Here is a 15,366-nt window from a genome sequence, read left to right as displayed (position 1 = left end):
TTTTTCGCATTATCATATCAATTACAGCTTTTTCTTCACCGCAACTTCTTGGAAGGCTTCCACAATATCACCTTCCCTAATATCATTGTAGTTCTTGATCTGCAATCCACAGTCGTAACCTTTGGCTACTTCCTTGACATCGTCCTTGAATCGTTTTAACGAGGCCAATTCACCTGTATAGACCACAACACCATCTCGGATAAGTCGTATACGCGAGTTTCTAAAGATTTTTCCGCTGGTCACCATACAACCCGCAATGGTTCCAATTTTGGAGATTTTAAACGTCTCCCTTATCTCCGCATTACCCGTAACCTCTTCTTTCATCTCTGGAGACAACATGCCCTCCATCGCGTCCTTAAGGTCATTGATGGCATCATAGATAATAGAATACATTCTAATATCTATTTCCTCTTTATCGGCAATTGACCTGGCATTGCCCATAGGTCGTACGTTAAATCCGATAATAATCGCATCTGAGGCACTTGCCAACAGCACATCCGATTCCGTAATGGCCCCAACACCCTTGTGGATGATGTTCACCTGAATTTCATCAGTGGACAGTTTTTGGAACGAATCCGTCAAAGCTTCAACGGAACCGTCCACATCACCCTTAAGGATAATGTTAAGTTCTTGGAAGTCGCCCAATGCGATTCTTCGCCCAATTTCGTCCAAGGTAATATGACGTTGAGTCCTTACAGATTGCTCACGCTGCAATTGCGAACGTTTTGCCGCAATCTGTTTTGCTTCACGCTCATCTTCCAATACATGGAACCTATCACCTGCTTGTGGCGCCCCGTCCAATCCCAAAATAGAAATTGGCGTGGATGGACCTGCCTTATCAATATTGTGTCCTCTTTCGTCATGCATGGCCTTTACTTTACCACTACATGTTCCTGCGAGTACATAGTCACCTATTTTAAGGGTACCTGTTTGAACCAAAATAGTGGCAACATAACCTCTACCTTTGTCCAAGAAAGCTTCAACAACCGTTCCCGATGCCAACCTGCCTGGATTTGCTTTCAACTCCAAAAGTTCGGCTTCCAACAATACTTTCTCCAAAAGCTCTTTGACCCCCTGCCCTGTTTTGGCTGAAATGTCATGGGACTGTACTTTACCACCCCAATCTTCTACCAATAAGTTCATCTGGGCCAAGCCTTCCTTAATCTTGTCTGGGTTCGCCGTTGGCTTATCCACCTTGTTGATAGCGAACACTATGGGCACTCCGGCTGCCTGAGCATGGCTTATGGCCTCTTTTGTTTGAGGCATGATGTCATCATCCGCAGCGATTACAATAATAGCAATATCGGTTACTTGAGCTCCACGGGCCCTCATTGCGGTAAACGCTTCGTGACCGGGAGTATCCAAGAAGGTGATTTTCTGACCGTCATCCAAAGCAACCCCGTAGGCTCCAATGTGCTGTGTTATTCCCCCACTTTCCCCTGCAATCACATTTTCCTGACGAACATAATCAAGTAAGGATGTCTTACCGTGGTCAACGTGTCCCATTACGGTAACAATCGGCGCACGAGCCTTCAAATCTTCCGGACTATCCTCGACTTCCTCTATGGTTTCCTCAATCTCCGCAGTAACGAACTCTACTTCGTAACCAAATTCGTCGGCCACGATAGAAAGTGTCTCTGCATCCAAACGCTGGTTAAGCGTCACCATAATACCAAGGGACATACATGCCGAGATAATCTGGGTAGTAGAAACATTCATCATGGTAGCAAGCTCGTTAACGGTAACAAATTCCGTTACCTTCAAAATCTTGCTGTCCAATTCCTGTTGTTCAAGGTCTTTCTCCGTTTGTTGACGGTGCTGATCTCTTTTCTCCCTACGATATTTGGCTCCTCGGCCTTTACTGGATTTACCTTGAAGTTTTTCAAGGGTCTCCCTTACTTGTTTTTGTACTTCTTCTTCTGTAGGCTCTACTTTAGGTGCATTGGAACGCTGTCCCTTTCTACCTACTCCAGGCCTACTATTTCTATTGCCCCCACCAGTTTGTGGGCCATTCTTCACTATTCTTCTACGACGCTTTTTGCGCTCTCCGGCATCGGATGAAGCTCCTCCCTTATTTCCTTTTTGGGGGTCTTCCTTTTTCTTTTTCACCGGTTTCTTGAACTGCGAAAGGTCAATTTTATCACCGGTAATTTTAGGTCCGGAAAGTTTCTGATAATTGGTCTTTATAGTACCCGACTCAGTGCTTTCCGTGTCCTCTTTTGGTTTTTCCGCCTCAACCCTTTCCTCCTTGGTTTCAGTTTCTTTACTTTCTTTCTCTACGGCTTTTTCCGGTTCCGAAGCTTTGGGCTTTTCAGTCTCTTTGGCTTTTTCTGGCTCAACTTTTGGTGCCTCTTCTTTCTGAACTGGCGCTTCTTCTTGCTGTTTTGGCTCTTCTTTCTTTGGCTGCTCTGGCTTTTTATCCAAATCGATTTTGCCCACTGTCTTTGGTCCAGCAAGTTCCGCCTTGGCCTTTACCACTTCCTGCTCAGCCTCTTTCTTCTCCTTGGCCAACCTGCGCTCTTCCTGCTCCTTCTCCATACGGATTCGGATAGCTTCTTTTTCCTTGCGCTTTTCTTCACCAACTTCCTTAGAAGCGACCTTTTTACTCTTATCCGTTTGGAACTCATCCAACAGAACTTGATACACCTCATTGGATATTTTAGTGGTAGGTCGCGCTTCTACCTCATGCCCTTCCGAGGCTAGGTAATCGACTGCCCTATCCAGTGAAATGTTCAATTCTCTGAGAACTTTGTTAAGTCGTATTGTTGGATTTTCTGCCATAAATAATTTTACTTCCCTAAATTTTCGCTGCTAATATAAGCCTAATCTTCAAATTCTTCCTTGAGGATACGAACGACTTCTTGAATTGTTTCCTCTTCTAAATCGGTTCGCTTCGCCAAATCTTTTACATCTTGTTCCAGAACGCTACGTGCGGTATCCAATCCTATTTTCTTGAACTCTTCGATTACCCAGCCTTCGATTTCATCGGAAAACTCGGTCAACTCCACATCTTCCTCAACGCCTTCACGGAACACATCTATTTCATAACCAGTCAATTGACCAGCCAAACGTATGTTGTGCCCACCTCTACCAATAGCCTTGGAAACCTCCTCTGGCTTTAGGTATACTTGTGCTGTTTTTTTCTCATCGTTTAGTTTAACGGATGATACTCTTGCAGGACTTAAAGCCCTAGTCACCATCAATTGCGGGTTGTTGGTCCAATTGATCACGTCAATATTTTCATTGCCCAATTCCCGTACAATTCCATGGATTCTTGAACCCTTCATACCCACACAGGCACCCACGGGATCAATTCTATCATCATAGGAGTCAACAGCAACTTTCGCTTTTTCACCTGGGATACGAACTGCTTTTTTAATGGTAATCAAACCATCGAACACCTCTGGAATCTCTTGGAAGAACAATTGCTCCAAGAAAATCGGCGATGTTCTGGACATGATAATGGCCGGCTTGTTTCCTTTAAGTTCCACACTTTCGATGATTCCTCGAACGTTATCTCCCTTTCGGAAAAAGTCGGAAGGTATCTGCTTTTCCTTTGGAAGGATGATTTCGTTTCCTTCATCATCCAACAAAATTACTGCACGATGTCTGATATGATGCACCTCAGCGGTATATATCTCACCTTCCAAGTCTTTAAATTGCTTGTAGATGGTGGTATTATCGTGCTCATGTATCTTGGATATCAGGTTTTGGCGCAATGCCAAAATAGCTCTTCTTCCAAGGTCGATAAGCTTTACCTCTTCTGATACATCCTCGCCAACTTCAAAATCGGGCTCGATTTTTCTAGCTTCGGACAAGGATATTTCCTCATTGGGCTCTTCAACCTCCCCATCTTCAACCACCACACGGTTTCTCCATATTTCCAAATCCCCTTTATCGGGGTTGATAATGATATCAAAATTGTCGTCAGAACCAAATTTTTTCTTTAGCGCACTTCGGAATACTTCTTCCAAAATCGCCATAAGGGTCACCCTGTCAATAAACTTATCGTCCTTAAACTCCGAAAAGGATTCGATGAGCGCTAGGTTTTCCATTTTCTACTACAATTAAAATTTTAATTTAACTTTTGCCTCTTGAATGTCAGAAAAGGCGATTTCCTGCTTTTTCTGTACTGTAACTTTTCCTTTACCTACCGGTTTAGGCTCACGGGCCTTCCACTCCAAGGTAATGCTATCTGTCGAGGTCGCTACCAATGTACCCTCCAATTGCCCAGAGGTGGTCTTGACCTGTAATTTTCTTCCAACATTTTTATTGTACTGACGGGGCAATCTCAAGGGCGAGGTAGCCCCGGCCGATGTAACCTCCAAGGAAAAATCTTCTTCCTCGCGATCCAAATTATGTTCAATGGCCCGGCTAATGTTCATACAGTCTTGCAGACTCACCCCTTCATCACCATCCAAAACCACTTTGATACTGTTGTCGCTGCCCATTTTAAAATCTACCAAGAACAAGGAAGAGTGCTCTTCCAACGCCTTGCCCAGCAACGATTCCACTTTATCCTTCAACATAAAAATGAGAAATAAGTAATAAAAGAGGGGACTCAAGGTCCCCTCATGAATACTTTTATATCCGTTCAGTTTTGCAAATATACAACAAATAATATCGCTTGTGCAACCCCTCCCCGTACAAAAATAATACCTCCCCTATCTATTTTTCAATGAATTACCTTATACATATCATAAAAAAAGGTGCATGCGAACCCGTACATCTCATTCAAACGAACCATATAGTTTGACCACAAAACATGCCATTCTCCATATATCCCCATGTTAACACTCCTTTTACAACCGTTCACAACAAATATTTTGAAGCCTCTGTGCACCAGTTAATTTTGTGCAAGATTGAAATAAATACATGGGCACAACCTCGTTCTTTAATAAAAAGATGAATCATTTTCCCAGTGGATGGATGCTACTATTGGCGTTTTTCCTGTTGGGAACCTTTCTTTCATTTTCACAGACCACTATTTGGAGCGAAAACTTCAACAGTTACGCCAATGATACTCAAAACGGTACGGCAACTGGACCTTCTTCATCGTCGTGGACTACCAATGGAGGAAATAGGTTGTCCGTAAGAAATAATTCATTGAGAGGCAGTAATTTGGATGCACAACGAACTTGGCAAGTCAACCCTATAGACATTACCGGATACGACTACATTAACTTTAGTATGGATACTTGGGTGGATGACCCTGATGATATGGAAAATGGGAGTGATTATATGATTGGCGAATATCGTGTTGACGGAGGTTCTTGGCAAGAATTTGTAAATGCATCGGGTTCAAATTCCGATCCTTTGAATCCTTCATATGGATTTGGATTTCCAAATACTGGCAACTCCACCTTGGAGATTAGAGTGAGGATGGACAACAACATGACTAATGAACAATATTTTATAGATAATGCGACCGTAGAGGCAACCTCCGGTATTTGTAACGGGGAGGTTGATTTTGAATTTTACGACAGTTCACCTTCGGGAAGCACTGTGGACAACATCCCAACATCGGGATATCTCGGCTCTGGTACTTATACTAGTTTTGATGTAGATGCGCTTCAAAATCAAGAAGACCCGGGAGATACCGATAACTTTAGCATTAGGTACACGGGATTCATCCAAATAGATACACAGGGAAGCTACACATTTTACACGACTTCAGATGATGGTTCCAAATTATACATCGACGGGGCCCAGGTAGTGAACAACGATGGCGCACATGGCTCCCAAGAACGTTCGGGAACCATAACCTTATCACCCGGACTTCACGATATCACCGTGTTATTCTTTGAAAACGGAGGAGGAGAAAATCTATCAGTAGCATATCAAGGCCCGTCCATTTCAAAACAGAACATCCCTTTTTCCAAATTATATTCAACATGTAGCGCAAGTAGTGCCGACCTTGATGGTGATGGTGTACCTGATACAGCTGATGTCGATGACGACAATGATGGTATTTTGGATGTTGATGAATGTGGAGGAGTCTCAGGGAATTTTGTCCAAACAGCGACCAACGTTCAATACTTTAGAGACCCATCCAATGCGGAGGGTAACCCAGGCACCTCATATGCCTATAACTCCACATCTACTTATGAAGGGGCCTCCATTATATCATTTCAATTTGCCAACCCAATTCCAATAGGGACTACAGTTAGCGTGTTTTTATCGGCAGCCTCGGGCACTTCGGATATGCAAATCCAATATTCCAATGGCACTTACTTAGCTGATGCCACCGCAATTCCCTCTGGGTCGATTACCGAAATAACTTTTAATGTATCACAAAGTAATTTTCAATCCTTTAGGGTAATGGCATACCAAACAGGAGCTAGAGTTCACGGTGCCAGCTATGGCGGCACGGTTGATTGCACAACGGTTGATACAGATGGTGATGGTATTCCAAACTATCAGGATTTGGACAGTGACGGAGATGGAATACCGGACAATGTGGAGGCTCAAACATCTTTAAACTATATAGCACCTTCGGGAATAGATGCCAATAACAACGGGCTAGACGATGCATACGAAAGCAGCGGAATCACCCCCGTAGATACCGATGGGGACGGAGCACCTGATTTTATGGATTTGGATTCTGACAATGATGGGACCACCGACACCACCGAAGCAGTTTTGACACTTTCAGGGTCGGATAGCGATAATGATGGCTTGGACAATAATATCGACACCACAACCGGATACGCCGACCCAGGGGGCACCATAGACAATCCACTGAACACTAACGGAGGCTCTTTGATGTTGCCCGACTCTGATGGTGATGTTACCTCGGGAGGGGATTTAGATTTTAGGGACGATACTTTTGATGGTAATGACCCACCATCCATAACCGCAACCGGAAACCAAACATTTTGTCCAGGCGACCCAATTCCCGTGGTGGAAACCGTAGAGATCACCGATACCGACAGCAGTACCTTGGACGCCGTTTATATTCAAATTACTTCCAACTACGATGTATCAGGCGATGTATTGAGCTTAACAGGAACACACCCCAACATAACAGCTAGTTGGGACACCTCAGAAGGAAGATTGTTCTTGGAGGGACCAGCAACATTGGCCGAATTCGAAGCCGCAATTGCTGGTGTGATTTTCCAAACCACCGCAACTGTAAACGGTGGGGATACACGGACGTTCTCCATAGTAATGAACGAAGCGAACTACATAGAATCCACCGGGCACTACTACGAATATGTGGCAGCGGAAGGGATAACTTGGACAGCTGCACGAAATGCCGCTGCATTAAGAACATTCTACGGTCTACAAGGATACTTGGCCACAATTTCCATCCAAGATGAATCCGATCTTTTGGGCTCACAGGCTCCAGGAGCAGGATGGATAGGAGCAAGTGATGCTGCGACCGAAGGTGATTGGTACTGGGTAACTGGCCCTGAAGCAGGCACTCTGTTTTGGAGAGGCGGCGCGGGGGGCACAGCATTTGGATATGAATTTTGGAACTCCGGCGAACCTAATAATTCAGGAGACGAAGATTATGCACATATAACAGCTCCAGGAGTAGGACTGCCAGGTTCATGGAACGACCTATCCAATACGGGGGCTGCAAGCGGCGATTATCAGCCCAAAGGATATTTGGTGGAGTATGGCGGTATGCCCGGCGACCCGCCTTACCCTGATTTGGCTGCCACCACAACAATAACGGTAGAAACAACAGCTCCTACGGCCAGCGCACCTTCACCAATAACGGTAAATTGTGCTTCCGATATTCCTTCACCGGATGTAACCGTTATTACAGATGAAGCTGACAATTGTGACCCAAATCCAATCGTTACCTTTGTGGGCGATGTAAGTGATGGCGTGAGCAATCCTGAAATTATTACCCGAACCTATAGGGTTACCGATGCGGCAGGAAACACCTTGGACGTGGAACAAACCATTACCGTAACACCATTTAGCATATCCACCCAACCAACCGACCAAACCGTGGTTGTGGGGAACAATGGTTCTTTTTCCGTTACCGCGAGCAATGTTAACACTTACCAATGGCAGGTAAGTACCGATGGCGGAAGTAATTTTGTGCCTATTGCCGACGGAAGTGAATACACGGGAACATCTAGCGCAAACCTGACCATTACAACTCCGGATTCCGCAAAAGACGGTTACATATATCGTGTGCTTGTTTCCAATTCGTCCGGAAGCTGCCCTCCCCTAGCCTCCGACCAAGCGACATTGACCGTGAAGAACGGAAGGGTGATCACCAACAGGGGAATCACTTACCGAGTGAACAAAAACTGATCAGAAAACATTTAAAAAAACAAACCCCGCAAAGTCAAATTTGCGGGGTTTTTTATTGCTACCTAATGTTCCAGCATGCTAACAGGTTATTTCAATATCACCAAAATATTTTTTTGACCACTTGTCCTGCCAAACACTAAGATTTAGAAAACAATCCTCCTGCCATGGTGGTTCAAAACCAAAGAAGCCTGGATAAAAATCAGGGGTATCCCCATCCTCTCCTTGATAATATCTAGGCTTTCCGAAAAAGTATTCATCTGGAAGACTGCCAAGATGATCATATAGAGTGAAGCTTCCTGCTTCTTTTTGTAAAAGCCCCTCCAACCTTTTCAAAACATCCGCCCCAATTATGGTCGCTAGATCATACGCATCATATTCTTCTTCAGCTCCTATCCACCATCCAATAATCTCCGACTGTAAATAAAGCTCTTCAGTCTTGCCCGTTAGGTTGAGTATTTTGGATGATTCATATTCATCCCCATTAGGGTACTCCCGTATTTTTAAATCATCAACAGGGCCATCATAGAAAAATACCTCAGATTCCACACCGTTAACATCTACGAAAAAATAATAAATCCCAGAGTCTTTGGGCACCTCATTAAAAATGTCGTGTGGCTTAATTTCGGCTAGATTGAACTGGCCCGCAAATATCATATCCTCAGGAAATTCCATGGAATCCGGCAGATGGGGAAGTCCGTACAGTTTGGTGGTTCCCAATTGCACCTCTTCTTCAGAATCATACGCTGTTAATTCTGGGATCAGATAGTACAGCAGCCATTTTTTAAGATAGTCTTTTAGGCTTTCGGAACTCAATTCAGTTCCTGCACTTTCATTGAACTTGGCAATGTGCTCTTCGTTAAAGTCAAAGCCATCGATTACAGCTTTTGCTTTTTCCAATACATTCATACGCTTTCGCATTTAATAGGTTAATAAAAGATTTGGGGTAAATGCTGCGTAGATGTTTCAAATATGGAATTATTTTTTGAGTGACACAACTCTTGAAGACAACACTCTTTTTTTTCTGAAAAAAATATTTGCGCCATGGATCAAAATAAGATATACCTTCGCCGTCCAATAAATGACACTAGAACAGAAAGTCCGATCGGTTGAAGCGTTATTCAGTCAATTGGAGCAAGAAACCCAACAGTTTCAGGAAAAATCGAAGCTTGGTTGTGTTTCCGGTTGTGGAAAATGTTGCACCTATCCCAACATTGATGCATCACCCTTGGAATTTTTACCATGGGCATTTCAGTTATTTTTATCAGGTAAGGCCGAAGAAGCCCTTGAGTCTTTGAACACATCCCAAGATCGAACTTGTTTTTTGTTGACACCGGTCTCCATAGTAAGCAAGGGCCACTGTGGCAGTTATAGTCAGCGGGGTTTGATATGCAGGCTTTTTGGCTATGCCGCGAGCAAGGATAAGTACGGGAATCTGCGATTGGCCACTTGTAAAATAATCAAAGAGGAACAGGCTGAAAATTATCAAGCCACCTCCGAAGCGATTGCCAAGGGAATGTATGTTCCCGTATTTACGGATTACTACATGCAGCTGAACCAAATCGATTATCAAATGGGTTCCAAAATCATGCCCATCAACAAAGCATTGAAAATGGCATTGGAGGAGGTATTGCAATACTACACCTACAGGCCAATGCCCAGCCTGGACAAGCAAATCGTTTAAACAAAAAAATATAACAATAAAAAAGCCCCTTAAATCCGATGATTTAAGGGGCTTTTTGTTGGCCTACAAGGACTCGAACCTTGAACGACTGAACCAAAATCAGCTGTGTTACCAATTACACCATAGGCCAGTACCATATAAAAGCTAAATTTGATTCAGCTTTTGAGCGTGCAAATTTAAAACAAACTTTGGTTTCAACAAATATTTTTGATAAGAATACTCGCTATTTTTATTGAACATGGGTGTTAAAGGTTTTCCAAAAAGGGCTAGGCTTCTGTTCTAGATTTACTAAATTCGCCACAATTCGGTTAATAACCAACTCTTATGTTTGCAAAAGACTTCAAAAAATGGGATACCATCTTTGGGTGGACTTCCTTCGCCATTGCGTTTATAGTATATGCCCTTACCGTTGAACCCACAGGAAGTTTTTGGGATGCAGGTGAGTATATTTCCACCTCTGCCAAGTTGCAAGTAGGGCACCCGCCAGGAGCTCCACTATTGCAAATGATAGGTGCCTTCTTCGCCATGTTCGCTTTTGGCGACCCTACGAAAATAGCTCTTATGGTAAATGCTGTATCCATTGTATCCAGCGCTTTTGCCGTATTGTTTACTTTCTGGACCATTACCAACCTAACAGGAAAGTTGGTTGCCAAAAAGAGTGAAATGACCAACAGCAAGGCTATTGCCATCCTTGGCAGTGGATTGGTCGGAGCGCTTGCATTTACATTTTCAGATAGTTTTTGGTTCAATGCTGTAGAGACCGAGGTGTATGCCATGGCCAGTTTTATGATGGCATTATTGCTCTGGTTGGGCCTAAAATGGACAGATAATTTGGGAGACCCTAGAGGTCACCGATGGCTCATGCTCATCTCTTTTGTAATAGGTCTTACCTTTGGTATACAGTTCATGGGCTTCTTGGCGATTCCTTCCATTGGATTGCTCTATTATTTCAAAAAATATAAGACCACCACGGTTAAAAACTTTTTGTTGGCCAACATAATCGTTGTAGTGGTACTCATCTTGGTCTATAAATTCTCCTTGACCTACGTTCTTGAACTATTTGGGTGGAGCGAAGTGTTCTTTATCAACGAAATTGGGCTTCCGTTCAACTCAGGCTCCATCATCATGGGACTTTTGTTTATTGCGGCCTTCTATTTTGGTTTGAGGTACACCCGAAAACACAATTACTATAATGCCAACATTGTTGTACTTTGTCTAATGTTCCTCATCCTAGGGTTCTCTTCATGGTTGATGCTTCCCATTAGAGCAAATGCAAAAACCGTTGTCAATGAGAACAATCCGGCCGATGCCCGAGCACTACTGGCCTACTATAACAGGGAACAATATCCAGGGGTAGATAGTCCTGTTTACGGAGCCTATTACTCGGACACCTTTGCGACTTCGGGAGAAGATAGGGATGATAGCCCGAAGTACGAAAAAGACTTGGAAACGGGCAAATATGTTATCGTAAACCATTACAAAGGAGCTATTCCAGGCCCCAACGAAAAGCACGTAGGGTTTTTGCCCAGAATGTGGAGCGATCAACACGCCGAAAACTATATGAAATATTTTGGCGCCCTGGAATTCAAGATAAAATCGGAATACATATCCAACAATGATCTTCGACAGGCGGTAAATCAATTCAAAACGGCCTATTCTCAAGGAGAACTGGATACAGAACAATATATACGCTTTTTAAGGGAATTCGGAGAATATATTGAGGTGCAGCCACCTACCCTTTGGCAAAACGTAGAATACCTTTTCGATTTCCAGTTCAGCTATATGTACATGCGTTATTTCATGTGGAATTTTGTCGGGAAGCAAAACGATATGCAAGGTAGGTACGATGAAAATGGCAACTGGTTGAGCGGCATCAATTTTATTGACAGTATTCGGTTGGGCAGCCAAGACAACCTGCCCAGTGATTGGGAGAATAATAAAGGTCGAAACACCTATTTTTTCCTGCCGCTATTGCTCGGAATCTTGGGCATTGTCTTCCAAGTATCCAGAAATCCAAAACAGTTTTGGGTGCTCTTCGTGTTCTTTATGTTCACGGGGCTTGCGATACAGTTTTATACCAACCCATACATCTTTCAACCTAGGGAGCGTGACTATTCCCTGGTAGGATCTTTCTACGTTTTCTGTATATGGATAGGTATCGGTGTATACGGACTGTTTGAAGAATTCAAAAAACTGGTTTCGTCCAAAATAGCGGCTCCGGCAATCACAACTATATGTCTTTTGGCCGTGCCGTTGTTGATGGCCTTTCAAAACTGGGACGACCATGATAGATCTGACCGATATACGGCCCCAGCTACGGCAAAAGCTTATCTAGATTCCACCAAAGAAGATGCGGGAGCCATATTGTTCACAATCGGGGACAATGACACCTTCCCAATATGGTACGCCCAAGAAATCGAGAATTATAGAACAGACGTCCGCGTGGTCAATACCAGCCTTTTTGCAACAGATTGGTACATTGACCAGATGAAGCGCAAAGCATACGAAAGTGACCCTATACCATCGCAATTGACGCATGACAAATACAGCTACGGAACAAGGGATGCCATTTACTATCAAGGTATTACAGACAATAGATGGGACATCAAAGATTTTATGAATTGGATTGGCAGCGACAAGCCTCAGACCAAATTCAGACATATTTTGACCAATCAAGGCGCCGATTTGAGCAACTATTCAGAAAGCACCTTGGATATTGTGTACTACCCCACCAATAAAATCAGGATACCTGTCAACAAACAAAATGTATTGGAAAGCGGCCTTGTCAAAGAGAAGGATTCTGCTTTGATCGTGGATTATATCGATATTGACCTGCCAACCGGTGCACTTCCCAAGAACAGAATATTGATGTTGGACCTTATCGCCAACAACGATTGGAAACGACCCATCTACTTCTCCGGAGGTAGTTTTGACAGTGCAGAATACATCTGGATGAAGGATTATCTGCAACTCGATGGACTTGTGTACAAATTGGTACCCATCAAAACCCCAAACCGAAATTCCTTTGAAATGGGCCGAATCGATACCGATCTGATGTACGATATTGTCAAGGATTGGGAATGGGGCAATGCAGGAAGCGATGAGATTTATCACGATCCACAAACGCGTTCACAGGGACTTTCTTTTAGAAGCAATTTGGCCCGCCTGATGGAAACCTTGATTGCAGAAAACAAGATTGACGAGGCCAAGGATGTCATCAATATTGCTATGGAAAACATGCCCGTGGAGCATTATTATTTCTATGCTTTTGTTGAACCATTTGTAGATGGCTATTATAAAGTGGGAGAAACCCAAAAAGCCCGAGAGCTTTTCGGCAAGCTCAAAAAGGTCTATCAAGAACATTTGGAATACTACGCCAACATTCCTTTGGATGAGCAATACGATAAAATAGACGACATCCTATCCGATATGCAGGCCTACCGTAGAAACATTGACATTTTGATTGAAAATGGAGATAAAGAATTGGCAGAGTCGGAAACCATTATCTTCAATGAATACATTGACAAATTCTCCCAGTTTGTGGATGAAGAGGATGATGTAATGGACGAATCAATTCCTCCAATAGACCCGGACATGGAAGGTTCCATTCCTATCGATGCCCCAGACAGCATTCCGGACTCTATAATTCCAGAAGAAGAATAGCATAAAAAAAAGCGAGGATAAAACCTCGCTTTTTTTATTGAATATATTCATTTAAGATTCCGATCAGGGTATTGGCATCTTGCTCTCCGCTCTGTCGCCAGACCATCTCTCCTTTTTTGTATATCATTAAAGTTGGCAGCCCTTTGATACGGAGTGCCTGTGAAAGTTCCTTGTTCTTGTCCACATCGATTTTTATCACCTTTCCCTTATCGCCAAGAGCAGCGGCTACATCGCTCAACACTGGGTGCATAGAGGTGGACTGTTCGTTCCATTCCGCATAAAAGTCTAGTAAAACTGGGACCTGTAAATCTATAAGTTCTCCGAATTTGGACATGTATTCTAAGGTTTACAGTCAAAAATAAGAAAAAAGTTGAATGTTTTACAGCCTTTCAACGCTTTGGACATTGCTTCACACTAAATTGTGATGGGCGCCATCATAATTCCATTACTCATAAAGTTCAAAATCGTCCTGGAAAACTACTTTTCCCTTTTCATCGGTAAGTTCAACAAAATCAATGGACCCGGTTCCCTCAAACACATAGGAAAGACCTACAATGTTTCCAAGGTCCTCCTGGTAATTTTCAGAATATATTTTCTTCCCATTCAACAAAAGGGTGGCCTTCTTTCCCTCGACCTTTATCTCCAAATCATTCCATTTATAAAGGTCAGTTCCCAATTTGGACAGGTTATTGTCCTTCCCGGACTTGTAAATTTCACCCAATTTATAGCTGGCCCCCGTTTCACAGCCGTTGCGGACAAGCTTAGCCGAAAATACATGCTCGGTGGTAATCAATAAAACATTTACCCACGGACAGTTGGATTCCAATGCCTTGTCCACTTTGATTTTTGTTTTGAATCCAAAGTTATTGGAAGAGACCCCATAGTCATCGCTATGCGAAATGCGGGACATAAAGTAGCGGGAAGTATCCAAACCTCGTTTTTTCAGCAGCTCGATAGGCAGATGCAATCTTCCATCCTTTACAAATGTCTCGCCCTTAAAATCGATGAATCTGTCGTCGGCTTCAGAGTAATAAACATGTGGCTCCCAGCCATCGCTTAAAATATGGACCGCTTGGGTGGCGACCACCTCATCATTGGCAATCAATTTGGCTCGATGGAAACCACTTTCATAATAGGTTGAAGCATACACCTCCTTTTTGGGGTCGATTTCTTCCTTGCGCCAGGCATTCCAAGATTGTTGGATAAAAAAACTATCGGCTTCCACATGGCTCAGGTCATACTCGAAAATAAACGTATTCGGAACGCCTTTGGCAACCGTTTTATCCGTACTAAAACTCACGGGCCCCTTAATTTTTACGTTTGATGCCCCACTTTCTCCAAAAGAAAACACGATCACCGTCAAAATAATCGCCACTACCGATACTCCCAAATAAAAGGGCCATCTGCTTCTCTTTGCTCCTTCCTCTTCTTCAACCTTGGCTTTTTGATGCTGAATTTTAAAATCCTGCCAGTTTTTATAACCGAGCACTTCCACAAGGGCGTTCAAGGTGGCAATTTGGGGCTGTGTTTTATAAGTGCCCTTCCACACCCGTTTTAAAGTGGACAAACTGATATAGTACCCGGTGTGCTCCTCAATATAGGAGGAAAGCTGTTCCAAATCCTTCTGGGTATATCCGTGCCCATTGCCGAAGGAAAATTTCTCTTCGAGCAATTTTATGCACAATTCGATATGGTAATTATCAGGGCTTTTCATAGCATACTCGAAGATATTAATATTCGCCCAA

The 15,366-nt window shown here is 43.3% G+C and carries 9 protein-coding genes and 1 tRNA gene; 3 read left to right on the top strand and 7 right to left on the bottom strand.

Features of this window, described 5'->3' with window-relative positions; genetic code table 11:
• Positions 1 to 21: 21 nt before the first annotated feature.
• The 3 genes from infB to rimP are packed head-to-tail and all read right to left on the bottom strand — an operon-like array spanning position 22 to position 4,529.
• Complete coding sequence (gene infB / locus J0656_RS13410; RefSeq protein WP_176619731.1) at positions 22 to 2,781, bottom strand: translation initiation factor IF-2; 2,760 nt, start codon at positions 2,779 to 2,781, stop codon at positions 22 to 24.
• Between the two features lie 41 nt (positions 2,782 to 2,822).
• Positions 2,823 to 4,055 (bottom strand): transcription termination factor NusA, encoded by a 1,233-nt coding sequence (gene nusA / locus J0656_RS13405; RefSeq protein WP_176619732.1) that lies wholly within the window; start codon positions 4,053 to 4,055, stop codon positions 2,823 to 2,825.
• 12 nt (positions 4,056 to 4,067) lie between these two features.
• Positions 4,068 to 4,529: a ribosome assembly cofactor RimP gene (gene rimP, locus J0656_RS13400; protein WP_207034742.1), complete on the bottom strand. Its 462-nt coding sequence runs from the start codon at positions 4,527 to 4,529 to the stop codon at positions 4,068 to 4,070.
• 376 nt (positions 4,530 to 4,905) lie between these two features.
• Between rimP and J0656_RS13395 the strand changes: the two genes are divergently transcribed.
• Positions 4,906 to 8,277, top strand: coding sequence for a PA14 domain-containing protein (locus tag J0656_RS13395; protein WP_207034740.1), 3,372 nt, complete (start codon positions 4,906 to 4,908; stop codon positions 8,275 to 8,277).
• 78 nt (positions 8,278 to 8,355) lie between these two features.
• Here the strand turns inward: J0656_RS13395 and J0656_RS13390 are convergent, their stop codons facing one another.
• Positions 8,356 to 9,183 carry a DUF1963 domain-containing protein gene (locus J0656_RS13390; RefSeq protein WP_207034738.1) on the bottom strand — a complete coding sequence of 276 codons (828 nt, stop codon included), beginning with the start codon at positions 9,181 to 9,183 and terminating at the stop codon, positions 8,356 to 8,358.
• A gap of 172 nt (positions 9,184 to 9,355) precedes the next feature.
• On the opposite strand from J0656_RS13390, the gene J0656_RS13385 reads away from it, so the two are divergent.
• Entirely contained in the window at positions 9,356 to 9,958 is a 603-nt protein-coding gene (locus J0656_RS13385; protein ID WP_207034737.1) for a YkgJ family cysteine cluster protein, read from the top strand.
• Positions 9,959 to 10,016: 58 nt separating this feature from the next.
• Here the strand turns inward: J0656_RS13385 and J0656_RS13380 are convergent.
• Positions 10,017 to 10,088: transfer RNA gene (locus tag J0656_RS13380), tRNA-Gln, on the bottom strand.
• A gap of 194 nt (positions 10,089 to 10,282) precedes the next feature.
• Between J0656_RS13380 and J0656_RS13375 the strand changes: the two genes are divergently transcribed.
• A complete protein-coding gene (locus J0656_RS13375) occupies positions 10,283 to 13,621 on the top strand; it encodes a glycosyltransferase family 117 protein (protein ID WP_207034735.1) in 3,339 nt (1,112 codons plus the stop codon).
• Positions 13,622 to 13,655: 34 nt separating this feature from the next.
• Here J0656_RS13375 and J0656_RS13370 read toward each other — a convergent pair whose 3' ends face one another.
• The gene (locus tag J0656_RS13370) at positions 13,656 to 13,955 is read right to left on the bottom strand and encodes a thioredoxin family protein (RefSeq protein WP_100817192.1); all 300 of its coding nucleotides are present in this window, start codon (positions 13,953 to 13,955) and stop codon (positions 13,656 to 13,658) included.
• Positions 13,956 to 14,066: 111 nt separating this feature from the next.
• Complete coding sequence (locus J0656_RS13365) at positions 14,067 to 15,335, bottom strand: hypothetical protein (RefSeq protein WP_176619738.1); 1,269 nt, start codon at positions 15,333 to 15,335, stop codon at positions 14,067 to 14,069.
• Between the last annotated feature and the right edge of the window lie 31 nt (positions 15,336 to 15,366).

Origin of the sequence: Flagellimonas aurea (assembly GCF_017313785.1) — a bacterium.
Taxonomy (GTDB): domain Bacteria; phylum Bacteroidota; class Bacteroidia; order Flavobacteriales; family Flavobacteriaceae; genus Flagellimonas; species Flagellimonas aurea.
This window is presented reverse-complemented; position numbering and strand designations above follow the sequence as displayed.

What these genes read in the sequence shown, in the direction of transcription:
- infB (WP_176619731.1), bottom strand. Translation starts at nt 2,781, where the DNA reads ATGGCAGAAAATCCAACAATACGACTTAACAAAGTTCTCAGAGAATTG.
- J0656_RS13390 (WP_207034738.1), bottom strand. Translation starts at nt 9,183, where the DNA reads ATGAATGTATTGGAAAAAGCAAAAGCTGTAATCGATGGCTTTGACTTT.
- nusA (WP_176619732.1), bottom strand. Translation starts at nt 4,055, where the DNA reads ATGGAAAACCTAGCGCTCATCGAATCCTTTTCGGAGTTTAAGGACGAT.
- J0656_RS13375 (WP_207034735.1), top strand. Translation starts at nt 10,283, where the DNA reads ATGTTTGCAAAAGACTTCAAAAAATGGGATACCATCTTTGGGTGGACT.
- J0656_RS13385 (WP_207034737.1), top strand. Translation starts at nt 9,356, where the DNA reads ATGACACTAGAACAGAAAGTCCGATCGGTTGAAGCGTTATTCAGTCAA.
- J0656_RS13395 (WP_207034740.1), top strand. Translation starts at nt 4,906, where the DNA reads ATGAATCATTTTCCCAGTGGATGGATGCTACTATTGGCGTTTTTCCTG.
- J0656_RS13370 (WP_100817192.1), bottom strand. Translation starts at nt 13,955, where the DNA reads ATGTCCAAATTCGGAGAACTTATAGATTTACAGGTCCCAGTTTTACTA.
- rimP (WP_207034742.1), bottom strand. Translation starts at nt 4,529, where the DNA reads ATGTTGAAGGATAAAGTGGAATCGTTGCTGGGCAAGGCGTTGGAAGAG.
- J0656_RS13365 (WP_176619738.1), bottom strand. Translation starts at nt 15,335, where the DNA reads ATGAAAAGCCCTGATAATTACCATATCGAATTGTGCATAAAATTGCTC.